Origin of the sequence: Pseudophaeobacter sp. EL27 (genome assembly GCF_900313025.1) — a bacterium.
Classification (GTDB): domain Bacteria; phylum Pseudomonadota; class Alphaproteobacteria; order Rhodobacterales; family Rhodobacteraceae; genus Pseudophaeobacter.
The window spans coordinates 284587-309724 of record NZ_OMPQ01000011.1; the positions used below are offsets into that span (position 1 = coordinate 284587).

At 58.4% G+C, this 25138-nt stretch carries 21 protein-coding genes; 13 read left to right on the forward strand and 8 right to left on the reverse strand.

The genetic code is table 11. The features are described from left to right. Positions 1 to 69: 69 nt before the first annotated feature. Genes grxC through ED661_RS13800 form a run of 3 tightly spaced genes read left to right on the forward strand, consistent with a single transcriptional unit; the run spans position 70 to position 1629 of the window. Positions 70 to 327, forward strand: a complete 258-nt coding sequence (gene grxC, locus ED661_RS13790) for a glutaredoxin 3 (RefSeq protein WP_122074665.1) — start codon at positions 70 to 72, stop codon at positions 325 to 327. A gap of 31 nt (positions 328 to 358) precedes the next feature. Then, a complete protein-coding gene (locus ED661_RS13795) occupies positions 359 to 1189 on the forward strand; it encodes a carbon-nitrogen hydrolase family protein (RefSeq protein ID WP_122074492.1) in 831 nt (276 codons plus the stop codon). Beyond that, positions 1189 to 1629 (forward strand): MarR family winged helix-turn-helix transcriptional regulator, encoded by a 441-nt coding sequence (locus tag ED661_RS13800; protein ID WP_122074493.1) that lies wholly within the window; start codon positions 1189 to 1191, stop codon positions 1627 to 1629. Before ED661_RS13795 ends, ED661_RS13800 begins: the two co-directional genes overlap by 1 nt. 325 nt (positions 1630 to 1954) lie before the next feature. Here the strand turns inward: ED661_RS13800 and ubiG are convergent, their stop codons facing one another. Next, entirely contained in the window at positions 1955 to 2701 is a 747-nt protein-coding gene (ubiG, locus tag ED661_RS13805; RefSeq protein WP_122074494.1) for a bifunctional 2-polyprenyl-6-hydroxyphenol methylase/3-demethylubiquinol 3-O-methyltransferase UbiG, read from the reverse strand. A gap of 50 nt (positions 2702 to 2751) precedes the next feature. Between ubiG and pip the strand changes: the two genes are divergently transcribed. From pip to infB, 6 genes are all read left to right on the forward strand, one after another. After that, positions 2752 to 3732 (forward strand): prolyl aminopeptidase, encoded by a 981-nt coding sequence (gene pip / locus ED661_RS13810; protein ID WP_122074495.1) that lies wholly within the window; start codon positions 2752 to 2754, stop codon positions 3730 to 3732. Continuing rightward, on the forward strand, positions 3729 to 4574 hold the full coding sequence (locus ED661_RS13815; RefSeq protein ID WP_122074496.1) for an ABC transporter substrate-binding protein: 846 nt from the start codon (positions 3729 to 3731) through the stop codon (positions 4572 to 4574). The genes pip and ED661_RS13815 overlap by 4 nt, the downstream gene beginning before the upstream one ends. A gap of 263 nt (positions 4575 to 4837) precedes the next feature. Beyond that, the gene (rimP, locus tag ED661_RS13820; RefSeq protein ID WP_122074497.1) at positions 4838 to 5428 is read left to right on the forward strand and encodes a ribosome maturation factor RimP; all 591 of its coding nucleotides are present in this window, start codon (positions 4838 to 4840) and stop codon (positions 5426 to 5428) included. After that, complete coding sequence (nusA, locus tag ED661_RS13825) at positions 5428 to 7053, forward strand: transcription termination factor NusA (protein ID WP_122074498.1); 1626 nt, start codon at positions 5428 to 5430, stop codon at positions 7051 to 7053. The genes rimP and nusA overlap by 1 nt, the downstream gene beginning before the upstream one ends. 31 nt (positions 7054 to 7084) lie before the next feature. Then, on the forward strand, positions 7085 to 7705 hold the full coding sequence (locus tag ED661_RS13830; protein WP_122074499.1) for an RNA-binding protein: 621 nt from the start codon (positions 7085 to 7087) through the stop codon (positions 7703 to 7705). 8 nt (positions 7706 to 7713) lie between these two features. Continuing rightward, the gene (infB, locus tag ED661_RS13835; protein ID WP_122074500.1) at positions 7714 to 10215 is read left to right on the forward strand and encodes a translation initiation factor IF-2; all 2502 of its coding nucleotides are present in this window, start codon (positions 7714 to 7716) and stop codon (positions 10213 to 10215) included. Between the two features lie 737 nt (positions 10216 to 10952). Here the strand turns inward: infB and mutT are convergent. Genes mutT through ED661_RS13850 form a run of 3 tightly spaced genes read right to left on the reverse strand, consistent with a single transcriptional unit; the run spans position 10953 to position 13428 of the window. After that, the gene (gene mutT / locus ED661_RS13840) at positions 10953 to 11351 is read right to left on the reverse strand and encodes an 8-oxo-dGTP diphosphatase MutT (protein ID WP_122074501.1); all 399 of its coding nucleotides are present in this window, start codon (positions 11349 to 11351) and stop codon (positions 10953 to 10955) included. Beyond that, the gene (argJ, locus tag ED661_RS13845) at positions 11348 to 12574 is read right to left on the reverse strand and encodes a bifunctional glutamate N-acetyltransferase/amino-acid acetyltransferase ArgJ (protein WP_122074502.1); all 1227 of its coding nucleotides are present in this window, start codon (positions 12572 to 12574) and stop codon (positions 11348 to 11350) included. The genes mutT and argJ overlap by 4 nt, the downstream gene beginning before the upstream one ends. Before the next feature lie 2 nt (positions 12575 to 12576). Beyond that, complete coding sequence (locus ED661_RS13850; protein ID WP_122074503.1) at positions 12577 to 13428, reverse strand: peptidylprolyl isomerase; 852 nt, start codon at positions 13426 to 13428, stop codon at positions 12577 to 12579. Between the two features lie 178 nt (positions 13429 to 13606). Here ED661_RS13850 and secA point away from each other — a divergent pair, with 178 nt between their 5' ends. From secA to ED661_RS13865, 3 genes are all read left to right on the forward strand, one after another. Next, positions 13607 to 16312 (forward strand): preprotein translocase subunit SecA, encoded by a 2706-nt coding sequence (gene secA, locus ED661_RS13855; protein ID WP_122074504.1) that lies wholly within the window; start codon positions 13607 to 13609, stop codon positions 16310 to 16312. Positions 16313 to 16557: 245 nt separating this feature from the next. After that, positions 16558 to 17517 (forward strand): hypothetical protein, encoded by a 960-nt coding sequence (locus tag ED661_RS13860; RefSeq protein WP_122074505.1) that lies wholly within the window; start codon positions 16558 to 16560, stop codon positions 17515 to 17517. A gap of 24 nt (positions 17518 to 17541) precedes the next feature. Then, a complete protein-coding gene (locus ED661_RS13865) occupies positions 17542 to 19098 on the forward strand; it encodes a phosphate ABC transporter substrate-binding/OmpA family protein (protein ID WP_122074506.1) in 1557 nt (518 codons plus the stop codon). Between the two features lie 138 nt (positions 19099 to 19236). Here the strand turns inward: ED661_RS13865 and radC are convergent, their stop codons facing one another. The 3 genes from radC to dnaK all read right to left on the reverse strand — a co-directional run bounded on the left by radC (position 19237) and on the right by dnaK (position 23387). After that, positions 19237 to 20016 carry a DNA repair protein RadC gene (radC, locus tag ED661_RS13870; RefSeq protein WP_122074507.1) on the reverse strand — a complete coding sequence of 260 codons (780 nt, stop codon included), beginning with the start codon at positions 20014 to 20016 and terminating at the stop codon, positions 19237 to 19239. A gap of 216 nt (positions 20017 to 20232) precedes the next feature. Next, positions 20233 to 21390, reverse strand: coding sequence for a molecular chaperone DnaJ (gene dnaJ / locus ED661_RS13875; protein WP_122074508.1), 1158 nt, complete (start codon positions 21388 to 21390; stop codon positions 20233 to 20235). A gap of 77 nt (positions 21391 to 21467) precedes the next feature. Continuing rightward, the gene (gene dnaK, locus ED661_RS13880) at positions 21468 to 23387 is read right to left on the reverse strand and encodes a molecular chaperone DnaK (protein ID WP_122074509.1); all 1920 of its coding nucleotides are present in this window, start codon (positions 23385 to 23387) and stop codon (positions 21468 to 21470) included. Between the two features lie 210 nt (positions 23388 to 23597). On the opposite strand from dnaK, the gene ED661_RS13885 reads away from it, so the two are divergent. Beyond that, entirely contained in the window at positions 23598 to 24200 is a 603-nt protein-coding gene (locus ED661_RS13885) for an alpha-ketoglutarate-dependent dioxygenase AlkB (protein ID WP_122074510.1), read from the forward strand. A 24-nt stretch (positions 24201 to 24224) separates the two neighbouring features. On the opposite strand, the gene ED661_RS13890 is transcribed toward ED661_RS13885, so the two are convergent. Next, complete coding sequence (locus ED661_RS13890; protein ID WP_122074511.1) at positions 24225 to 25046, reverse strand: ABC transporter permease; 822 nt, start codon at positions 25044 to 25046, stop codon at positions 24225 to 24227. Positions 25047 to 25138 lie beyond the last annotated feature (92 nt).

Here is a 25138-nt window from a genome sequence, read left to right on the forward strand (position 1 = left end):
CTACTGGCAATGATTGCAATGTGGCCCCATATGGCGCAGAACATCGCAATCAGACAATTGGAGACCCGCATGAAATCGGTCGAAATCTACACCTCGCCACTGTGTGGCTTTTGCCACGCGGCCAAACGCCTGTTGAAACAGAAGGGCGTGGAGTTTTCCGAGGTCAACGTGCTGACCAGCCCTGGGCGCAAGCAGGAAATGATCGAACGGGCCAATGGCGGCCGCACGGTGCCACAGATCTTTATTGGCGAAACCCATGTGGGTGGCTGTGACGAACTTTATGCGCTGGAGCAGGCCGGTAAACTGGACCCGCTGCTCGCCGCCTGAACCATAAGACACAGCCAAAAGGGGAATCCCGATGCGCGCCGCCCTGTTGCAGATCACATCGAGTGATTCCCCGAGCGAAAACCTTGACCGGCTTGAGCGCCTGATCGCTGAGGCGGTTGAGAATGGTGCCGGGTTTGTCCTGACCCCCGAGGTGAGCAACTGCGTCTCGCTGAGCCGCGCGCATCAGCAGCAGGTTCTTTGTCTTGAGGAAGACGACCCTACGCTTGCCGCCCTCTGCCAGAGCGCTGCCGACCACGGTATCTGGCTGTCGCTGGGCTCGTTTGGGGTCAAGACCGATGATGAGGACGGGCGGTTTGCCAATCGCCAGTTCCTGATCTCGCCGCAGGGAGAGATCACCGCGCGCTATGACAAGATCCATATGTTCGATGTGGTGGTCACCCCGGAGGAGACCTTTCGCGAATCTGACGGTTATCGACCAGGCAGCCGGGCTGTCACCGCTGAGACGCCTTTTGGCACCCTGGGGCTGACTATCTGTTACGATCTGCGCTTTCCGCATCTGCACCGGGCGCTGGCCCAGGCGGGTGCCGAGATCCTGATCGCGCCGGCGGCCTTTTCTCCGGTCACTGGTGCGGCCCATTGGCACGCGCTGCTGCAGGCCCGCGCGATTGAAACCGGGTGTTATGTGCTGGCGGCGGCCCAGACCGGCAGCCATAAAACCAGCCGGGGCGCGGTGCGCAAAACCTATGGTCATTCGCTGGTGGTGGCGCCCTGGGGCGAGATCCTGTCGGATGCCGGCACAGAACCGGGGATAAGTTACGTTGATCTTGATAGGGAAAAAGTGGCAGAAGCACGCAGGCGCGTGCCCGCATTGACCCATGATCGAGAGTTTGACGGACCCTGATGGAAGAAACCCACTCCCTGGCGGTCTCGCTGTTTAGCGAGATTTTGATGGCGGATCAGCTGGCGCGCTCACGCCTGGGCAAGGCCCTGCCCAAGGGAATGGAATTGTCGCATTTTTCGGTGCTCAATCACCTGACCCGTACCGGCGTTGAACGCTCTCCGGCGCAATTGGCCAAGGCTTTTCATGTCACCCGCGGCGCCATGACCAATACGTTGAACAAGCTGGAAATGGCGGGTTACATCCATATTCGTCCCGATTGGGATGATGCCCGGCGCAAGATGGTGGCGATCAGCCCGGCTGGGCGGCAGGCTCGGGATGCGGCTTTGGCCAGCATTGTGCCGCTGATCTCCGAAGTGGTGAATGAGCTGGGCGGCGATCGTGTCCGCGCAACATTGCCGATTCTGCGGGAGCTGCGCGCCAAGCTGGAAACCACTGCTTAGACTGCTACCCCACAATCTGGACCCAGATTAAAAAGGGATGCCTGTGTCAGGCATCCCTTTCCGTCCATATGAACTCTCTGTCGATATGTGAGTGGCGGCAGAACCAAAGCAAAACTAATCTTTGGCGCTAGAGTTCAAATGGATGTCCTGATCGGGTGGTCTTAGATCCGCCAGACAGGTCGCTGTTAGAAAACCTTAAAAGGTAAGTCAAAATTACCCTATTCACTTTTTGCCGATTTCCAAAGGCCGCAAAAGATAAAACCCACCTACCTAAAAGGATAGGTGAGCGTTATCATTCAGAGGATCAGGACGGTACACCTGCGGCTCAGCGGTCTTTTATGCTGGCGGTGACATAATTGACTGACAGGTCCCGGTCCGAGATCGACCAGTTCCAGCTGATCGGGTTGAACACAAAGCCCTTGCGATCGACTGGCGTCAGCCCGGCCTTCTGCAGCAGCTCCACCAGCTCATCCGGGGTGATGAATTTATGCCATTCATGGGTGCCGCGTGGCAGCCAGCGCATGATGACCTCAGCGCCAAAAATGGCCATGGCATAGCTTTTGGGATTGCGGTTGATGGTCGAACAGATCTCCAGGCCACCCGGTTTCAGCAGATCCTTGGTGGCGGTCAGATAGCTGAGTGGGTCAGCCACATGTTCGACCACTTCCATATTCAGCACCACGTCAAACTGTTCGCCGGCGGCGGCCATGTCTTCGGCGGTGGTGTGGCGGTAGTTGATGGTGAGGCCGGTCTGTTCGGCGTGCAGCCGCGCCACTGGCAAATTGCCTGCTGCCGCATCTGCGCCGGTCACCTCGGCGCCAAGACGCGCCATGGGTTCACAGAGCAACCCGCCACCGCAGCCAATATCCAGCAGGCGCAGTCCCTTAAAAGGTTCTGGCTGAGTCAGATCGCGGTCAAATTCACCGGCAATCTGGTTGGTAATGTAATCCAACCGACAGGGGTTCAGCATATGTAGCGGCTTGAACTTGCCATTGGGATCCCACCACTCCGCGGCCATGGCCTCGAATTTTGCGATTTCCGCCGGGTCGACTGTGGATTGAGGCGCTTGCATTCCTGTCTCCGTATGTTCTTTTGTAGCCAATGGTTTCATCTAGGTCAGTAATGGACAAATTCTCGGATCAAAAGCGCGCAGTGCATTATCTTTACCCTCCGATTGACACTTTTGATCAGCGGATGCTCGAAGTCGGGCAGGGTCACAAGATTTATGTCGAACAATCGGGGAACCCGCGTGGCATCCCTGTGGTTGTTTGTCATGGTGGCCCCGGTGGTGGCAGCAGCCCGGCGATGCGGCGCTATTTTGACCCTATGGTGTACCGGATTATCCTCTTTGATCAACGCGGTTGCGGGCGGTCACAACCGCATGCCTCCTGCGAGGACAACACCACTTGGCATCTGGTTGCCGATATGGAGGAAATCCGGCGGCAGTTGCAGATCGAGCGCTGGGTGGTCTTTGGCGGCAGCTGGGGCGCGACACTTTCGCTGATCTATGCGCAGACCCACCCCGAGCGGGTAATACAGATCGTTCTGCGCGGCGTATTCCTTATGACCACTGCTGAGCTGGACTGGTTTTATGGCGGCGGCGCTGGGCGGTTCTGGCCGGAGCCCTGGGCAAAATTTGTCGCTCCCATTCCCGAGGCCGAGCGGGGCGATCTGATTGCGGCCTATAACAAACGTCTGTTTTCGGGCGATAGGACAGAAGAGGTCCTGCTTGGGCGCAGCTGGTCTGCCTGGGAGAATGCGCTGGCCTCAATTCATTCCAATGGCACCTCAATTGAGGGGCCCGGTGACTACGCTCGTGCCTTTGCCCGATTGGAGAATCACTATTTCATCAATCGCGGTTTTCTCGACTTTGATGGTCAGATCCTGGCCAACATGGGCCGTATCTCACATATTCTCGGTACGATTGTGCAGGGTCGCTACGATATGATCTGCCCCCCTGTTTCGGCCTGGAAGTTGAATGAGCTGTGGCCAAATGCGGAATTGATCATGGTGCGCAATGCAGGGCATGCTCTGTCAGAGCCGGGAATCAGCGCAGAGCTGGTGCTGGCCATGGACCGCATTGCCGAGGAACTGCTGCCTTGACCCGTATCGACCGTCGCGCCCTTTTTACCTCTGGTGCCGCTGCAGCATTGCTGGCAGCCACGGGCACTTCGCTTGCGGCCTCGCCGCGGGCAGGCGGGGCACTGCGTCTGGCCTTGCCACGGGAAAGCGGCCTGCTGGATCTTGTTGCCCGTGGGGCGGTGCTGGACTGCCTGACCGAGATTGCACCGGATGGGCTGTTGCGGGCGGAACTTGCCTCCGCCTGGGAAAGCCATGAAGGTGCGCGTGTCTGGCGGTTTGAGCTGCGCCAGGATGTGCTGTTCCATGATGGCACTGCGTTGAAGGCGGCTGATGTTGTGGATTCGTTGCAGGGGCGGTCGGTTGCGGGCGTTGATCGGATGACGGTTGCGGTACTGGACCCGCAGCGGGTTGAAATCCATCTATCGCAGCCCAATCCGCATCTGCCCTACTTGCTGGCAGGTCCGGGTTATGTGATTGCCCCCGGCGGGGCGGTTGATCTGCCCTTGGCGCAATTGGTGGGCAGCGGCTGTTACCGGGTTGAGCGCGCCCAAGGTGGGCGCCATTTCCGCGCCACCAAGGTTGCAGGTCACTATAAGGAGGGTCGGGCCGGGTGGGTCGACAGTCTGGAAGTGATTGTTATTCCCGATGCTGCCGTCCGCGCTGAGGCCCTGCGAGATGGCTTTGTCGATGTGGCTGCCCTGCCGCAGCCCGCTGAGCTGTTGAAACGGGGAGGTTTTTTGTATCACCCCTCGGCCGAAGACATGGCCCTGGCCGCGCGGTCGGATGTTGGCCTGCCGCGGGTGGTTGGGCAACAATCCGCGCTGGATGATGGCCGAATTGCCGAACGCTGGTGGCGGTTGTGATCTGAGCCATTTTGGCGTCTTAAAACTGTGCCGCCGGAGATGGTGCTTTTGCCATGAAAGGTTGCGAACCTTGCGTACGTAACACAAGGCTTGCAGATTCGTAGCAAGGGGCGTATATGGCTTTTCAACAGCGGCGTGTTGAGCTCTGGTTCAAGACACCTCCGGATTAGTTCAACGGGCCGCGCGCCCGTTTTTTTGTGTCCTCAGGGATGCCGTATCCAATGCCCAACCCGATTGTGGCCAACCCGATTGTGGGAAGCTAAATGACCAACGACCTGATTGCCAAAGCCGCGATTGACCGCCGCCTGGCCGAAATTCTTGTCCCTGTGATTGAGGATCTCGGCTATGAGCTGGTGCGCATTCGCCTGATGTCCGGGAAAACCACCACGCTGCAGATCATGGCGGATAAGCCTGAGGGCGGTATCGAGGTGGATGACTGTGCTATTGTCTCCAGCGCGGTGAGCGCCACGCTGGATGTCGAGGATCCGATCCTTGATACCTATACGCTGGAGGTCTCCAGCCCTGGTATCGACCGGCCGCTGACCCGGTTGAAAGACTTCGACATGTTCGAGGGCTACGAGGCCAAGCTGGAAACAGATGAGCTGGTTGGTGGCCGCCGCCGTTTCAAGGGTGAGCTGGCTGGCACCGAAGAGGACGAGGTTCTGATCAATATCGAAGATCAGGGCAAGACTGTTACCATTGGTTTGAAATTTGATTGGCTCTCGGATGCCAAGCTGGTTCTGACCGATGATCTGATCACGGAAATGCTGCGCCAGCGCAAAGCTGCCGGCACATTAAACGAAGACGCATTCGACGAGATCGAGGCCGAAGGGTCCGAAGAGGAGAACAAGTAATGGCTATCACCTCTGCAAACCAGCTAGAGCTGTTGCAAACTGCCGAAGCCGTGGCGCGCGAAAAGATGATCGACCCCGGTCTGGTGGTCGATGCGATGGAAGAAAGTCTCGCCCGGGCCGCCAAGAGCCGCTACGGCAGCGAGATGGATATCCGCGTGTCGATCGACCGCAAGACCGGCAAGGCGACCTTTACCCGGGTGCGCTCAGTTGTTGAAGATGAGGCGCTGGAAAACTACCAGGCCGAAATGACCGTCGAGCAGGCCAAACAGTATATGGCGGACCCTGCGGTTGGTGACACCTTTGTTGAAGAGGTTCCCCCGGTGGAAATGGGCCGCATCGCGGCACAATCGGCCAAGCAGGTCATCCTGCAGCGGGTGCGCGAAGCAGAACGTGATCGCCAGTTCGAAGAGTTCCAGGATCGCGCAGGCACCATCATCAATGCGCTGGTCAAACGCGAAGAATACGGCAATGTCATCGTCGATGTGGGCGCTGGCGAAGGCATCCTGCGTCGCAACGAGAAAATTGGCCGCGAGAGCTATCGCCCCAATGACCGCATCCGCTGCTACATCAAAGATGTGCGCCGCGAGCCCCGTGGCCCGCAGATCTTCCTGAGCCGGACCGCGCCAGAATTCATGGCCGAGCTGTTCAAGATGGAAGTACCAGAAATCTATGACGGTATCATCCAGATCAAAGCTGTGGCCCGGGATCCCGGTTCGCGCGCCAAGATCGCCGTGATCTCCAACGATGGCTCGATCGATCCGGTTGGTGCCTGTGTCGGTATGCGCGGTAGCCGTGTTCAGGCCGTTGTGAACGAACTGCAGGGTGAAAAGATCGACATCATTCCATGGAATGATGATCAGCCCACCTTCCTGGTGAACGCGTTGCAGCCCGCCGAGGTCTCCAAGGTTGTTCTGGATGAAGAAGCCGGCAAGATCGAAGTTGTGGTGCCCGAAGAGCAGCTGAGCCTGGCGATTGGCCGTCGTGGTCAGAACGTGCGTCTGGCCTCGCAGCTGACCGGTCTCGACATCGACATCATGACCGAAGAAGAAGAATCGGCGCGTCGCCAGAAGGAATTCGAAGCGCGCACCGGGTTGTTCATGGAAACCCTGGATCTGGACGAGTTCTTCGCCCAGCTGCTGGTCTCTGAGGGCTTTACCAATCTGGAAGAGGTTGCCTATGTTGAGCTCGACGAGCTGACCGTCATCGACGGTGTTGACGAAGGCACCGCCGAAGAATTGCAGGCCCGTGCCCGCGATTACCTTGAAGCCAAGGCAAAGGCAGCAATTGATGCGGCCCGCGCGCTGGGCGCCGAGGACAGCCTGATCCAGTTCGACGGGTTGACCCCACCCATGATCGAGGCTCTGGCCAAGGACGAGATCTTGACGCTGGAAGATTTTGCAACCTGTGCTGATTGGGAACTGGCCGGTGGCTGGACCAACAACAACGGTGAGCGGATCAAGGACGACGGTATCCTGGAGCCCTTTGGCATGAGCCTGGAAGTGGCTCAGGACCTGGTGATGACCGCACGTGTGATGCTGGGCTGGGTTGATCCTGATGATCTGATCAGCTCTGACGACGAAGCAGAAGATCTCGTTGAAGGTGACACGGAGGAAGCCGAGGCGTAAGCCTCGGGTTTCCGAGTAGGAGAGAGTGAGCATGGGTCGCGCAGGCGCCAGAAAAGATCACGACGATGGGCCGGACCGCAAGTGTATTGCGACTGGTGAGACCCAGCCAAAGCAGGGTCTGATTCGCTTTGTGATGGGGCCTGAGGCTCAGGTGGTGCCCGATATCTTTGGCAAATTGCCGGGACGCGGGGTCTATGTGACAGCCAGCCGCGAGGCCTTGGATCTGGCGGTAAAGAAGAAACTCTTTGCCCGTGGCTTCAAAGCGCCGGTGACACTGCCGGACAATCTGCCGGATGAGGTGGAACGTCAGACACTGCGACGGGTGGTGGATCTGCTAAGTCTGGCACGGAAATCGGGCCAGGCCGTTGGCGGCTATGAAAAAGTCAAGGATTGGCTAGGTAAAGAACATGCCACAGTTTTGATTCAGGCAAGTGATGGATCAGGGCGCGGCAAATCGAAATTGAGTACCCCGCATCGGGGAAATTTCATCGGATGTCTCACGGCGGATGAGCTGGGGATGGCATTTGGGCGTCAAACCATGATACATGCGGCGCTCGCCTCTGGTGGACTCAGCAAACGTGTTGTAGACGAGGCGCAACGGTTGCAGGGTTTGCGTGAATTGGTGGGCGGCAGCGGCCGCACAGAAGGATAAAGAGCTTTATGAGCGATAGTGACGGCAAAAAGACCTTGGGTCTGCGTGGCGGCGGTTCCCGGCCTGGGAACGTAAAACAGAGCTTTAGCCACGGGCGGACCAAGAATGTCGTGGTGGAAACCAAGCGCAAACGCGTTGTGGTGCCTAAACCGGGTGGCAACAAGGGCGGCAATGCTGCCCCTGCGACCGATGGATCGCGTCGGCCTGCCGGGATTACCGATGTGGAAATGGCCCGCCGCCTGAAGGCGCTGCAGGCTGCCAAGGCCCGTGAGGCCGAAGATACGGCAAAACGCGCCGCTGAAGAGAAGGCCCGCGAAGAAGAGCGTGCCCGTCGTCGTGCCGAGGCAGAGACCAAGGAACGCGAGCAGCGCGAAGCGGAAGAAAAAGCCCGTCAAAAGGCTGAAGAGGAAGAGCGCAAAAAGCGTGAAGCCGCAGAGGCTGCAAAGCGCGCTGCTGAGCCCGCTGCCAAAGCCGCTGCTCCTGCGGGAGGTGCTGCTGCAACCACGCGCGGCCCGGCCTCCAAACCGGCTCCGGCGCAGACACCCCGTAAATCCGACCGCGAACGCGAAGAGCGTGGCCGCAGTGCCAAGGCCCGTACCGGTGATGACAACCGTCGTTCCGGCAAGCTGACATTGGGTCAGGCCACAGGGGGTGCGGGCAACCGTCACCGGTCCATGGCCTCGATGAAGCGTAAGCAAGAGCGCGCACGTCAAAAGGCGATGGGTGGCACGGTTGAGCGCGAAAAGGTTCTGCGCGAAGTGCAGCTGCCAGAAGCGATCCTTGTGTCCGAGCTGGCAAACCGGATGTCCGAACGTGTTGGTGCGGTTGTGAAGTCGCTGATGCAAATGGGCATGATGGTGACACAGAACCAGACCATCGACGCCGATACTGCGGAACTGATCATCGAAGAGTTCGGCCACAAGGTTGTTCGGGTTTCCGACTCCGACGTCGAAGACGTGATCAACGAAGTGGAAGACAAAGACGAAGACCTGCAGGGTCGCCCACCCGTGATCACCATCATGGGTCACGTTGACCACGGTAAAACTTCGATCCTGGATGCGATCCGCAACGCCCGCGTTGTGGCCGGTGAGGCTGGCGGTATTACCCAGCACATCGGCGCCTATCAAGTCACCACCGAGAGCGGCACCGTGCTGAGCTTCCTCGACACGCCTGGCCACGCGGCCTTTACCTCGATGCGTTCGCGCGGTGCGCAGGTAACGGATATCGTTGTTCTGGTTGTGGCGGCGGATGACGCGGTGATGCCACAGACCATCGAAGCGATTGCGCATGCCAAGGCAGCCGAAGTTCCGATGATTGTTGCGATCAACAAATGTGACAAACCGGCGGCTGACCCGATGAAGGTCCGCACGGATCTGTTGCAGCACGAAGTTATCGTCGAAGCCATGTCTGGTGAGGTTCAGGACGTCGAAGTCTCTGCCCACACCGGTCAGGGCCTGGATCAACTGCTCGAAGCCATCGCGCTGCAGTCCGAAATTTTGGAACTGAAAGCCAACCCCGATCGCGCCGCCCAGGGTGCCGTGATCGAGGCGCAGCTGGACGTGGGCCGTGGCCCCGTTGCCACTGTTCTGGTTCAGAACGGGACACTGCGTCAGGGCGATATCTTTGTTGTGGGTGAGCAGTACGGTAAGGTCCGTGCGCTGATCAACGACAAGGGCGAGCGCGTCAAGGAAGCCGGTCCTTCGGTTCCTGTCGAGGTTCTGGGTCTGAACGGTACACCCGAAGCGGGCGATGTACTGAACGTGACTGAAACCGAAGCTCAGGCGCGTGAAATCGCAGAGTATCGTGCTCAGGCTGCCAAGGACAAACGTGCTGCCGCTGGTGCCGCAACAACCCTGGAACAGCTGATGCAGAAGGCCAAAGACGACGAAACCGTCTCTGAGCTGCCCATTCTGGTCAAAGCCGACGTGCAGGGTTCTGCCGAAGCCATCGTTCAGGCGATGGAGAAAATCGGTAACGACGAAGTCCGTGTGCGGGTGCTGCACTCGGGTGTTGGTGCCATCACCGAGACCGATATCGCCCTGGCTGAAGCCTCCGGTGCACCGGTTATGGGCTTTAACGTGCGTGCCAATACATCGGCCCGTAACACTGCCAACCAAAAAAGCGTCGAGATCCGCTATTATTCGGTGATCTACGATCTGGTCGACGACGTGAAGAAGGCCGCTTCCGGTCTGCTCAGCGCCGAGATCAAAGAGACCTTTATTGGTTACGCGCAGATCAAGGATGTCTTCAAGGTCTCCAACGTTGGCAAGGTTGCCGGCTGTCTGGTTACCGAAGGTGTTGCCCGTCGTTCGGCTGGTGTGCGCCTGCTGCGTGACAACGTGGTGATCCACGAAGGCACCCTGAAGACCCTGAAGCGTTTCAAGGACGAGGTTGCCGAAGTGCAGTCCGGTCAGGAATGTGGCATGGCCTTTGAGAACTACGAAGATATCCGCGCGGATGACGTCATCGAGATCTTCGAGCGTCAGGAAGTTGAGCGGAACCTCGACTAATCTGTCTGAGAACCCAATGTTAAAAGCCCCGGCCTTTGTGCCGGGGCTTTTTTTTGTGCATTCCCAAAGGACGTGCTGGAGGGAATTCGTGTAGCGGTCAAACGACCAGGGCAAAACAACTTTGGTCAGGTGCCGAAAGCCAGGGATGGTCGTGTCCTTGCCGTGATTGACCTTGCTACCCTTTGATCGTCACCCAACCGAAGCCACAAAGATAGCCGCACCTTTGGGTGATGACGCAGCCATCGGTATTGTCTGTTCACGATAGTATAGGTTTGGATAACCGGAGGGCGAAAGAAAGTGGGGCAGCCAATGGCTGCCCCGGTTCTGTGAGTGAGTGGTGGTCTTTAGAATGCAGCGCTAGCGTTGATCCTTGTGGATCTTTTGGCTGCACTGCACGATAGATACTGCCTGTATGAACCTGCCGAGGATCTCTTTTTGGCGTCCTGGGGAGAACATAGAGCCGTTTTGAGATCCTCTGGTTGTCTGTGTAGAAGCCGTTGTGGTGGTCTTGTTAATGTTCTGCCCAATTTCTGACAAAATGGTTAACAAAAGGTTTCCAGTGATTCGCGGTAAGAATCATTTTCGGAAAATTTCCCGCTTTTCACGACGTTTTTGCGATCCTTTTGCCAGTTGCAGCTCAGAGACCAGGGTGCACCCATACCCGGTCAAGAAAAAAGGGCCTCACACAGCGATGCGGAGGCCCTGCATTTGTTGGTTCTGGACCAGGAGTAGCTGCCCTAAAGCCAGTCGCGCAGAATAGGGATCAGCGGGATATCGGCAGCAGGCATGGGATAGCTGCGCAGGTCTTGCGGGCGCACCCATTTCAAGGTCTGACCCTCACGGGCCTGCGGAATGCCCTCCCATTTGCGGCAGGCAAACAGCGGCATCAGCAGGTGAAAGTCATCATAGCTGTGGCTGGCAAAGGTCAGCGGCGCCAGACAGGAAGACCAGGTGTCAATGCCCAGCTCCTCTTGCAGCTCCCGGATCAGGGCTGCTTCTGGCGTCTCGCCAGCCTCGACTTTACCGCCGGGAAACTCCCATAGCCCAGCCATGGATTTGCCCTCGGGGCGTTGTGCCAGCAGCACGCGCCCCTCGACATCAATCAGCGCAACGGCTGACACCAGGACGGTTTTCATGATCGGTAATCCGCATTGATGGCGATGTATTGATGGGTCAGATCACAGGTCCAGACCGTGCAGGCGCCGCTCCCCAGGCCCAGATCCACCTTGATGATGATCTCATCCCGGGTCATCTGCACCGCGCCGTCTTCCTCGCGGTAATTGGGTGAGACCCAGCCTTTTTCCGCAACCAGCACATCGCCAAATGAGATCGACAGCAGATCGCGGTCAGCCGAGGCGCCGGATTTGCCGATGGCCATCACCACCCGGCCCCAGTTGGGATCTTCGCCCGCAATCGCGGTTTTTACGAGTGGGGAGTTGGCGATAGAGAGCCCATGGGTCTTTGCCTCGGCATCTGACACCGCGCCTGTCACTTGGATCTCGACAAACTTGGTGGCACCTTCACCGTCACGCACCACCTGATGCGCCAGATCCAGCATCACCGCTTCCAGCGCCTGGCTGAACTCGGCGCTGTCTGAGACATCAACACCGGAAGCCCCTGTAGCACAGAGCATCAGGCTGTCCGAGGTGGAGGTATCACTGTCGACGGTGATGCAGTTGAAGCTGCGATCGCACAGACGGCTCAGCTCTGCCTGCAGGGCCTCCTGCGGCAGCTGCGCATCGGTAAAGATATAGACCAGCATGGTGGCCATATCCGGCGCAATCATGCCCGAACCCTTGGCGATCCCTGCAATCGACACGGTTTCCCCGCCAATTGTCACCTCGGCTGAGGCCCCCTTGGCAAAGGTATCTGTGGTCATGATCGCCTCGGCGGCGGCTTCCAGCGCGGTCTCGTCCAGGCCTGCGTTCAGATCACTGATCTGTGCGATGATGCGCTCATGCGGCAGGGGTTCGCCAATAACACCGGTCGAGGCGGTGAACACCCGGGCCTCGGGCAGCTTGGTGATCTGGGCAACGGATGTGCAGATTTCCGCAACAGAGGTCTGACCGTAGTGACCGGTAAAGGCGTTGGAATTGCCGGAGTTCACCAGAATGGCGGCGCCAGCAGAACTGTCACCACCCAGTTTTTCCTGACAGTCACGCACCGGGGCCGAGCGGGTCTTGGAGCGTGTGAAGGTTCCGGCAACCGTGGTGCCGGGATCCATCACCGCCAGCATCACATCATTGCGATCCTGATACTTCACTCCCGCGGCACCAGCACAGAGCCGCAGCCCCTTGATCACTGGCAGCTGAGGAAAGGCGGAGGGCGCCAAAGGCGAGCGGGGAAGGCTATCGCCCATGTTTAGTTCCTCACCAGGCTGAGATCCCGCAGAATCGCGGGGTCGAGGTCTTCGATTTCAGCGCGGTCGATGACGGCCGCAGCGGTGAGATCGCTGACGCGGGCCTCAACAGCGGCATTCTGTAATTCCTGACTCAGGGTCTCGCGGACCTCTTCAAAGGCGGGAGCGGCGGTTTTGCGGCGTTCTTTGAGCAGGATCAGGTGCCAGCCAAATTGGGTTTCAACCGGTTCGGAAATCTCGCCAGCCCGCAGGTCGAGCACGGCCTCTTCGAATTCTGGAACCATGCGACCCTTGGTGAACCAGCCCAGATCGCCGCCATTGGGGCCAGATGGTCCGGTGGAGCGCTCTTTGGCCATGATTGAGAAATCGGCACCGGTATCCAGCTCGGATTTGATCTCTAGCGCATCTTCCTGGGTTTCGACCAGAATATGCGCGGCGTTGAACTCGTCACCGCCATCACCATCCGAATATTTGTCCTCATAGGCCTGGCGCAGGGCCTCTTCGTTGCTGGCGCTCTGCATCACGGTCTCGATGACATTGGCGGCTAGCAGGGCGCGTTTTTCGTTTTCGACGGCCAGTTTCACGTAGTGAGGCACACCGCCGTGCAGCTCTTGCTTCAGGGCGGTCTGCTGCACCAGCTGGTCGAGGATGGCATTATAGAGCACATCATCGGGCAGTTGCTTATATTGTTCGGGCAGGCTGTCGCGGGCCATGATCATGTGACCCAGCGTGATCTCTTCGCCGTTGACGGTTGCAATCACGGTATTGGCATGGGGCGCGGCCAATGCAGGCAGGGGCAGGGCCATAAAGAGGGCCATTGCGGTACCTTGCAAAAAAGTGAGACCTTTACGCATTGAATTCTTCCTATTCCCGGGCCGCAAAGGGGCGCGGCGTTGACACTTATTTTCCTGCCCCTTACATCCCAAAGAGGCCCGAGGCAGGACCGTCGTTTCCTCCATTGTTTATGGGTTGCGACCACGACGGGCAAGCCTGCCTGATACAAGGGCCACTAAGAGGATCGTTGGAGAACACATGCTGGGTATCGGAACACTCGCCAAAAAGGTTTTCGGGACACCGAATGACCGTAAAATCAAGGCGACACGGCCACTGGTTGCACAGATCAATGGGCTGGAAGAGACGTTCGAGAAACTCAGCGACGAGGGTCTCAAGGAAAAAACTGCGGAACTGCGCCAGCGGGCGCTGGATGGTGAATCGCTGGACACGCTGCTGCCAGAGGCCTTTGCCAATGTGCGCGAAGGCGCGCGCCGGGCGTTGGGGCTGCGGGCCTTTGACACCCAGCTGATGGGCGGGATTTTCCTGCATCAGGGTAACATTTCCGAGATGAAGACCGGCGAGGGTAAAACCCTTGTGGCGACCTTCCCGGCCTATCTGAATGCGCTGACGGGGCGTGGCGTGCATGTGGTCACGGTGAACGAATACCTGGCCAAGCGTGACTCTGAGTGGATGAGCAAGGTCTTTGGCGCCCTGGGCATGACCACCGGGGTGATCTGGTCCGGCCAGCCCGACGACGAAAAGATGGCCGCCTATACCAGTGATGTCACCTATGCGACCAATAACGAGCTGGGTTTTGATTATCTGCGCGATAACATGAAGCCCAGCCTCGATCAGGTGTTCCAGAAGCAGCACAACTTTGCCATCGTCGATGAGGTTGACTCGATCCTTATTGATGAGGCGCGGACCCCGCTGATCATCTCCGGCCCCGCCGAGGACCGTTCGGAGCTTTATATCTCTGTCGACAAGGTGATTCCGCTGTTGTCGGATGAGCATTATGAGGTCGATGAGAAAACCCGCGGTGTGACCTTCACCGAAGAGGGCAACGACTATCTGGAACAGGTCCTGCGCGAGCAGGGGCTGCTGGAAGCTGAGGCCTCGTTGTACGACCCCGAAAGCACCACTGTGGTGCATCACGTGAACTCGGCTCTGCGGGCGCATAAACTCTTCCTGCGCGACAAGGACTATATCGTCCGCGATGGCGAGGTGGTGCTGATTGACGAATTCACCGGCCGCATGATGGCAGGTCGCCGCCTGTCCGAAGGGCTGCATCAGGCAATCGAGGCCAAGGAAGAGGTGAATATCCAGCCGGAAAACACCACGCTGGCCTCCGTGACCTTCCAGAACTATTTCCGTCTTTATGACAAGCTGTCCGGCATGACCGGCACCGCGCTGACCGAGGCAGAGGAATTTGCCGAAATCTACGGCCTGGGTGTTGTGGAAGTTCCAACCAACCGGCCCATCGCACGGGAGGATCAGGATGACCGTGTTTACCGTACGGCTGCTGAAAAATTCCAGGCCATGGTCGATGAAGCTAAAATCGCCCACGCTAAGGGGCAGCCTGTTCTTTTGGGCACCACCTCGATTGAGAAATCCGAACTGCTGAGCCAGATGCTGGAGCACGAAGGCGTCAAACATAATGTGCTGAACGCGCGTCACCACGAGCAAGAAGCCCAGATCGTTGCAGATGCAGGCCGGCTTGGCGCAGTGACTATCGCCACCAACATGGCCGGTCGCGGTACGGATATTCAGCTGGGCGGCAATATCGACATGATCGTGATGGCGGCACTTGAGGCCAACCCGGATGCAGACCCGGTCGCCTTGCGCGCCGAAGAAGAAGCCAAACACGCCGAAGAAAAGAAAAAGGTTCTTGAAGCTGGTGGTCTCTGTGTGATGGCCTCTGAACGCCATGAAAGCCGCCGCATTGATAACCAGCTGCGCGGTCGTTCCGGCCGTCAGGGCGATCCGGGTCGGACTTGTTTCTACCTCAGCCTCGAAGACGATCTGATGCGGATCTTTGGCTCTGAGCGTCTGGATAAGGTGCTGTCGAGCCTTGGCATGAAGGAAGGCGAAGCGATTATTCACCCCTGGGTGAACAAATCACTGGAACGCGCCCAGGCCAAGGTCGAAGGCCGCAACTTTGACATGCGTAAGAACGTGCTCAAATTTGATGATGTGATGAATGATCAGCGTAAGGTGATCTTTGGTCAGCGCCGTGAAATCATGGCCGCTGAGGATCTGTCTGAAATCGTTGGTGATATGCGTCATGAGGTGATCGACGAGCTGATCGACACCTATATGCCGCCCAAGACCTATGCCGAGCAGTGGGACGTCGAAGGCCTGCATGCGGCGGTTCTGGAAAAGCTGAGCATGGATGCGCCGGTCGCCGATTGGGCTGGCGAAGAGGGTGTCGACGACGAGCAGATGTCGGAACGCCTGGCCGAAGCCGCCAACCAGATGATGGACGAAAAGACCGCGGCCTTTGGTCCCGAAAGCATGCGCAACATCGAAAAGCAGGTGCTGTTGCAGACCATCGACGCCAAATGGCGCGAGCATCTGCTGACGCTTGAACATCTGCGCTCGGTTGTGAGTTTCCGGGGCTACGCGCAGCGTGATCCGCTCAATGAGTACAAGAACGAGAGCTTCCAGCTGTTTGAAACCATGCTTGATTCGCTGCGTGAGGATGTGACCCAGCAACTGAGCCGGGTGCGTCCTATGACGGATGAAGAGCAGCAGCAGATGTTGGCCGAAATGGCCGCACGCCAGGCCGCTATGCAACAGATGGCATTGGGTGGGGCACCAGCAGAGGCGGAGGCCAACCCAGAGGATGCGGCGCCCGGATTTGTTGAAGATGATCCTTCGACCTGGGGCAACCCGTCCCGCAATGACAAATGCCCCTGTGGCTCTGGCAAAAAGTTCAAACATTGCCATGGGCGTCTGGCCTGACCTCAGCCCAAGACCCCATCATAAACAAACCACAAATAGCCCCGGCCTTTGGCCGGGGTTAATTCTTTTTGGCTACCTATTTGCACGAGTTCGCCAAAACAACGGGGCAGGGCGCTGCACCGTATTTGGTCAAATTGCGGATAAATGCCTGAATCATATCAAGGCGCGGCCATAAACCGGCCTCCTTTTGCGAGCCTAATCTAAGGGCCCGAATTAGGTTTTTGATCGGGTGTTGGAGGTTTGAAATGCTGAATAAACGCATACTTCTGATCAGCGCGGCCACTGCCGCCTGTGCCTTGGGAATCGGCTTCTTTATGCAGCCTTCGATCTCTGAGCCTGCAGGAGCGGGTGATGGATTTGGTCAGGCAGGGGGGCAGCTGCCGCAGGACCCAGCACTGACCCAGCCTATCTCGATCGAAAAGATCACTCTGACATCGGCAAATCCAGGTCTTCCTGACGAGAATGAAACCACATCTGCGGCTCGGCTGGTACCGGTTGCAGCCTGTGGCGTGACAGCCAGCGCGAGATCTCTTCCTGGCGCCCAAGTGGCGCTGCAGATCACCGCGCCTTGCCGGGGGAGTGAGCGGATTACCCTGCATCATCACGGTATGATGGTAACAGAAACTCTGGGCCAGGACGGACAGCTTGATCTGGTGATCCCAGCACTGTCCAGCCCTGCGACCTTTATTGTGGAACCTGCCAACCTCACCTTTGCTGCAGAGGCAGAGGCGACCACAGCGGTTGGCGCAGTTGTGCAGGTTGAGGTGCCGGATATGGCGCAGGTGGACCGGGTGGTATTGCAATGGAGCGGCAACAGCGGCTTTGAAATACATGCCCGCGAGTTTGGCGCGCAATATGGCGAAAACGGCCATGTCTGGCATGGGGCTGACCCGGCACAGGAGGCCGCCGGTCAGATGGTCCGGCTGGGGGATGCCAACCAACTGGTTCCACGCCTGGCAGAGATCTATAGCTTTCAAGAAGACCCAGGCGCAGCGACTACCGAAGCCGGGCTCATCGAAATCAGTGTCGAGGCTGAAATCACCGCGATCAATTGTGGCCGCGAAATTGCCGCCCAGAGCCTGCGTGTGGTCGCAGGACGGGTGCAAACACGCGATCTGACTCTCAACATGCCAGATTGCGCGGCCACTGGTGACTTTCTGGTGTTGAATAATCTGGTAGAAAACCTGAAAATCGCCGCCAAGTGATCTGCGGCTAATTCAGGAATTCAGATGATCAATTTTCGTGCGGCGATCAGCGCCGCACTTCTCCTTTTTGTCCCTGTGACTCTTGCGCAGGCGCAGGATGTCACCCTGTCCTCCCCGGATGGGGCGGTGGAGATCACCGGAAATCTGTTGGGATTTGATGGCGAATTCTATCGGGTTGAGACCAAGTTTGGAGAATTGACCCTTGATGGATCTGGGGTCAGTTGCGACGGGCCGGGCTGCCCCAGCCTGTCAGATTTTGTTGCCGAGGTGACCCTGTCGGGATCGGCAAATATGGCAGAGGTTTTGCTGCCGGCCCTGATCGAGGGCTTTGCCCTGCGCAATGGCTATAAAACCCAGCGTGTGGCCCTGGATGATGGCAACTTTGAATATCTTTTGCAGCAGGGCGATGGGCGCTCGGTGGCGCGGTTTTCCTTTCTGGTCAGCTCTACCGATGTGGGTTTTGCCGATCTGATTGCGCAGCAGGCCGATATTGTCATGGCCCTGCGGGAAATCCGCCCCTCGGAACAATCGTTGGCCCGGGCTTCGGGGCTGGGGGATATGACAAGCGCGGCGCGCAGTCGGATTGTGGCGCTGGATGCCATGGTGCCAGTGGTCTCGCCCGAAAACCCGGTCACCCGGATCTCGATCCCGGATCTGGCCGGGGTCTTTTCCGGAGCGATCACCAATTGGCAGGTGCTTGGTGGACCGGACGCGCCGATATCGGTGCATATGCCGTTGGAAAACTCAGGCTTGACCCAGGGCTTTGCCGATCGGGTTCTGGCCGCATCGGGAGTGCAGTTAACCCGGGATCTGCGCCATCATGAGCGCGGCACAACCCTGGTGCGCCGGGTGGCAACGGATCCCTTTGCAATTGGCATTACCAGTTTTTCGAACACCGGCACCACCCGGATGCTGACGCTGACAGGCGCCTGTGGGTTTTTGCTGCGGGCCAATCGGCGCGGGATCAAAACCGAGGATTACCCGCTGACGGCGCCAATGTTTCTGTATCTGCCGCAGCGCCGTCTGGCCAAGGTGGCGCGGGACTTTCTGGCCTATGTGCGCGGTCCCGGCGCACAGATCGTGATCCGCCGAGCCGGCTTTGTCGATCAGGCACCAGAGCGCATTTCGATGAATGCCCAGGGGGATCGGCTGAGCAATGCGATTTTGGCGGCTGGCCCGGAGGTGCAACTGGCTGAGTTGCAGCGTCTGGTGAACAGCTTGACCGGGTTTCGACGTCTCACTACCTCTTTCCGGTTCGAGGCCGGGTCTTCGCGCCCGGATGCGCAATCGCGCAGCAATGTCGCACAATTGGCGCGGGCGTTGGAGACCGGGCTCTATGACGGCAAGGTGCTCAATTTTGTTGGGTTTTCCGATGGTGACGGGGCGGCCTCAAGCAATCGAAGCATTGCCCTGAAGCGGGCTGAGACGGTGCGTGATGCGGTCCTTTCCACGGCTGAAGAGGGCAGTGTGGCGCGGGTGAAGGTGCAGGTAGAAGCCTTTGGCGAGGCACTGCCAATGGCCTGTGATGACAGTGACTGGGGGCGCCAGGTCAACCGCCGTGTTGAGGTCTGGGTGCAATAGCACCCGCCTCAGGGGGGCTCAGATGCGCCGCAAAGTGGGGGCTCCCGCAGCTTTTGGTCTCATCACAGATGAGTCAAAGCGCTTTGGGCGCGGCGCCGCTGGCGCGGCGCGGTTGCGTTCTGATGCAGCTGTGGTGGATCAGAGCAGACCTTCGGTTTTGAAGCTCAGCTCAGTGGCGCTGCCAATGATCAGATGATCATGCAGCAGGATGCCGAGGGGGGTCAGCGCCTGATTGATCCGGGCCGTCATGTCGATATCACTGTCCGAGGGAGAGGGATCGCCCGAGGGGTGATTATGCACCAGAATGAGCGCGCTGGCGTCCAGATCCAGCGCCCGTTTGGCCACCTCACGCGGGTAGACCGGCACATGATCCACAGTGCCGCGGGCCTGTTCCTCATCCGCGATCAGGCAGTTCTTGCGGTCCAGAAACAGTACCCGGAAGTGCTCCGTGCTGCGATGGGCCATGGCGGTGTGGCAATAGTCCAGCAAAGCGTCCCAGCTGGAGATCACCTGACGCTGCATCACCCGGGCGCGGGCCATCCGCTGGGCTGCGGCCTCCAGCACCTTGAGATCGGTGATCAGAGCTTCGCCGACACCTTTAACCTGGGCCAGCCGTTCGGGGCGCGCACTGACGACGCGGGCAAAATCACCAAACTGTTTGAGCAGCTGATGCGCCAGGGGTTTGACATCCTGCCGTGGCAATGAGCGAAACATCACCAGTTCCAGCAATTCGTAGTCCGGCATCGCTGCCGCACCGCCCTCACGAAACCGCCGCCGCAGGCGTGAACGGTGGTCCTTGATGTAAGAGGGCAAACGGCCGCTGTTGAGCGTTGTGGGTACAGGTTCTTCCTGCGCCAGCGCCTCGTTTGGGAACAGCGGCAGGGTGGTGGTGTCTCCCCCGGCCTTGTTGCGTGCCATTTGCTTCCTTCCCCATTCTGCGGCCAAAGGAAGGCTAGGCGGGGGAGGTGGCAGCGCAAAAGAAAAGCGCCCCGTAAGGGACGCTTTTATTGGTGGTGTTTTGGTTGGAGCGGCAGGCCGGAAGCTTGGTGTGCCAAACTCAGGATGCGCTGGGCAGAATCTGCCTGGGCGCCGCCCGTGAGCAAGCGAAACGCTCCCCCGGAGCGTTTCGCTTGCTCACCCCTTCATACCGTCCCAGAAGCCTTTTACTGAGGAAAAGAAGCTGCGGGATTCTGGGTTGGTATTGTCTTCCGACAGGTCCTCAAATTCGCGCAGGATTTCTTTTTGACGGCTTGTCAGGTTGACCGGTGTTTCCACCGCCAGTTCGATGAACATATCGCCAACACCGCCACCACGCAGGGCAGGCATGCCCTTGCTGCGCAAACGCATCTGGCGACCGGACTGGCTGCCCTCGGGGATCTGTACGCGGCCACGGCCACCGTCGATGGTGGGCACCTCAATAGCGCCACCCAGCGCGGCCTTGGCCATGGAAACGGGTACCCGGCAATAAAGATTGTTGCCGTCGCGCTCGAACAGATCATGCGGTGCCACCTCGACAAAGATGTAGAGATCACCCGGAGGACCACCGCGCAGGCCTGCCTCGCCTTCGCCAGCCAGGCGAATACGGGTGCCGGTCTCGACGCCTGCCGGGATATTCACCGACAGGGAGCGGTCCTTCTCGATCCGGCCATGTCCATGGCAGACCTTACAGGGGTTCTTGATGATCTGCCCCAGACCGGAACAGGTCGGGCAGCTGCGTTCCACGGTAAAGAAACCCTGTTGCGCGCGTACCTTTCCCATGCCGGAACAGGTCGGGCAGGTGGTGGGTTCTACGCCGCCCTCTGCACCCGTGCCCTCACAGGCGGTACAGGAGACCGAGGTGGGCACCTTGATGGTCTTGTGCAGGCCCGCGAAGGCCTCTTCGAGGGAGACCCGCAGATTGTAACGCAGATCGGCCCCACGAGAGGCGCGCTGACGTCCGCCACCGGCCTGGCCACGGCCACCCATGAAGTCGCCAAACAGGTCGTCAAAGACATCGGAGAAGGCCGAGGAGAAGTCACCGCCGCCGGGATGCCCGCCGCGCTGGCCACCGCCACCCCCCATGCCGTTTTCAAAGGCAGCATGACCAAAGCGGTCATAGGCGGCCTTTTTCTCAGCGTCTTTCAGAACTTCATAGGCCTCATTGGCCTCTTTGAACTGTGCCTCAGCATCCGGGTTGTCGCTGTTGCGATCGGGATGCAATTCTTTGGCCTTCTTGCGAAAGCCCTTTTTGATTTCATCGGCGCTGGCACCCTTGGCCACTCCGAGAGTCTCGTAATAGTCACGTTTCGACATCGGTTTACCCCTGCTGCCTCAACGACAACGAGCCGGTCCGTGATCGGACCGGCTCGTTGCGGCCAAGAGTTCAGATCTTAGCGCTTGTCGCCGTCCAGATCTTCGAATTCGGCATCAACGATGTCGTCATCGCCTGGGGCCGCATCGGCATCTGCCGCAGTTGGCTCGTCGCCTGCCTCATCCTGAGCCGCCTTGTAGATGGCTTCGCCCAGGCGCATGGAGGCCTCGGTGACGTTCTGGATGCCTGCCTTGATCTTTTCGGCATTGGCGCTGTCGCCTTCCAGATCGTCGCGCAGCGCGGCCAGAGCCAGCTCAATAGCTTCAACAGTGGAAGGATCCACCTTGTCGCCATGCTCTTCAACGTGCTTTTCGGTCGAGTGGATCAGGCTTTCGGCCTGGTTGCGGGCTTCGATCAGCTCGCGACGCTCTTTATCCGCCTCGGCGTTGTCTTCTGCGTCCTTGACCATCTGGTCGATATCGGCGTCGGACAGACCACCAGACGCCTGGATGGTGATGACCTGCTCTTTGCCGGTGCCTTTGTCCTTGGCCGAAACTGAAACGATGCCGTTGGCGTCGATGTCAAAGGTCACTTCGATCTGGGGCAGGCCGCGTGGCGCTGGTGGGATCTCTTCGAGGTTGAATTGGCCTAGCATCTTGTTGTCCGCAGCCATTTCGCGCTCACCCTGGAAAACCCGGATGGTCACGGCCGACTGGTTGTCTTCGGCGGTCGAGAAGACCTGAGACTTTTTGGTCGGGATGGTGGTGTTGCGGTCGATCAGACGGGTGAAGACACCGCCCAGAGTTTCGATGCCCAGCGACAGAGGTGTCACGTCGAGCAGAACAACGTCTTTGACGTCACCCTGCAGAACACCGGCCTGAATGGCGGCACCCATGGCAACCACTTCGTCAGGGTTCACACCCTTGTGGGGCTCTTTGCCAAAGAATTTGGTGACCTCTTCGATCACTTTTGGCATCCGGGTCATACCACCAACCAGAACGACTTCGTCGATGTCGGAAGCGGAGAGGCCGGCGTCTTTCAGAGCGGCAGCGCAGGGCTTCATCGAGGCTTTGATCAGGTCGTTGACCAGGCTTTCCAGCTTGGCACGGGTCATTTTGATAACCATGTGCAGTGGCTGGCCCGAGGAGGGATCCATCGAGATGAAGGGCTGGTTGATTTCGGTCTGGCTGGAAGACGACAGTTCGATCTTGGCTTTTTCAGCGGCTTCTTTCAGACGCTGCAGGGCCATCTTGTCTTTGGTCAGATCAACGCCGTGTTCTTTTTTGAACTCGCCCGCCAGGTAGTTGACGATGCGCATGTCAAAGTCTTCACCGCCGAGGAAGGTATCGCCGTTGGTGGATTTCACCTCAAACAGACCGTCGTCGATTTCCAGGATGGTCACATCAAAAGTACCACCACCAAGGTCATAAACCGCGATGGTCTGGGTTTCTTCCTTGTCGAGACCATAGGCCAGGGCAGCGGCTGTTGGCTCGTTGATGATGCGCAGCACTTCGAGGCCAGCGATTTTGCCGGCATCTTTGGTGGCCTGACGCTGGGCGTCGTTGAAATAGGCAGGAACCGTGATCACTGCCTGAGTGACATCTTCACCCAGGTAAGACTCTGCGGTTTCTTTCATCTTGCCGAGAATAAAGGCGGAGATCTGCGAAGGAGAGTAGGTCTCATCCTTGGCTTTGACCCATGCATCGCCATTGCCGCCGCTGACCAGTTCAAACGGCAGGTTCTTTTTGTCTTTTGCCAGGTCGGCATCGTCGAACCGACGACCGATCAGGCGTTTGACGCCAAAGACGGTGTTGTCTGGGTTGGTGACGGCCTGACGCTTGGCGGCCTGGCCAACCAAACGCTCATCATCGGTGAAGGCAACGATCGAAGGTGTCGTCCGTGCGCCTTCGGCGTTTTCAACAACGCGCGGCTGCGAGCCATCCATGATGGCGATACAGGAGTTGGTTGTTCCGAGGTCAATCCCGATAACTTTGCTCATTTTGATCCCTTTACTTACTAAGGCGATTACCCGCGGCCTGAACCCGTTGTGGCATCCAGGCCCCGATTTTGTTGCAGCGGGGTCTGCACCTCACTGCGTCACGGCGTATATAGGGAGCAGAAATTGACCCTGCAAGCGCCAGAACGCACCGAGAATTGCGATTCAGTGCGCTTTTTTGCATGTGATGTAGTTAAGAATGGAATAATCGGCATGAGCATGTTGCGTTTGCGTGGATTTGAAATCCACAAGGGCTATTTGGATCCGGAGGTTCAGCGCAGTCTGATCGAGACACTGCGCCCGGTTTTGCGCTCGGCGCCACTGTTTTCCCCCACTGTGCCGGGGGGCGGCAAAATGTCGGTCCGCATGACCTCTGCCGGGGCGTTTGGCTGGTATTCGGATGAAATGGGCTATCGCTATTCAGATCACCATCCAAAGGGCTTTGACTGGCCGGCTATCCCCGAAGCCATCCTGGATCTTTGGCGCGATGTCACCGGCTTGCAGCGGCAACCGGATTGCTGCTTGCTGAACTACTATGGGGAGGGTGCCAAAATGGGCCTGCACCAGGACAAGGACGAGGCGGATTTCTCTTTTCCCGTGGTGTCGATTAGTCTGGGCGATGATGGCATGTTCCGCATAGGCGGCAACCGTCGTGGTGGTAAGACGGATACCATCTGGCTCAATTCTGGCGATGTGGTGGTGATGGGGGGCGAGGCGCGGCTTGCCTATCACGGGGTGGATAGGATCAGGTTCCAATCCTCGCGATTGTTGCCCAAGGGCGGGCGCATAAACCTGACGCTGCGGGTGGTGACCTGAGTTGTGATTTAGGTAAGCGCGCTCTTAGCGGCGCGCGTTCCAGCTGATCGAGACATGACGCCGGGTATAGAATTCGCCCATCAACCCGATCATCACCAGGGTCAACGCCACCCAGGCGGCGTATTCCCAGTTGCTGTAATGCGGGTTGTAGTTGATGAAAACAAAACCACGTGCCTGGTCGATGCAGTGAAACAGCGGGTTCCAGTCAAACATCGCCAACAGAAAGCTGGGCAGGGTATTGGCCAGGAACATCTTGCCCGAGGCAATCATATTGGCCCGCTGATAGATGGTGGTCATGATCCCCACCACGCCGGGCGCCCAGGGTTTGAGCACCAGAAACACCAATCCAACAGCGGCGCCAGTGACCCAGGACAGCAAGATCATGCCATAGGCCTGAATGGGCTGTTCGATCTCCAGTGGGGTAAAGGCCACATGGTAGACAAACAGGATCAGAAACAGGGACACCGTCTGGATATAAAGCGAACCAAGCGCTGCCGAGAGAATCGCCACCATGGTGTTCATTGGGGCATGCTGCATCATCGGGCTGGCGGGGCCCTCGGCACCTGCAACGGCGCCAACGGTTTTGGTATGGGTCAAAAACAGAAAAATGCCCGACATCACATAGAGCAGGAAATCGCCCCGGATGGCGGAGCCGCGCATGCCAAGAATAGAGAACATAAAGTAGAAAACGGCAACAAACATCACCGCCTGCATGATATTCATCGCCAGAGCGATAAGCGCATTATTGTGTTTTGAACGCACGCTGCGCACGACAGAGTGAAACACCACCTCAAACAGGGAGACGACGTTGGAGAACCATGTCTTTTTCGTGCGGATCTGAAACATTTTGCCTGCGATCTATGCTGGGGGCCAAAAGAGCGGACCGATAATCCAATGGACTTCTTGATGATCCATCTGCGAGGCAGCATAAGGGGGCG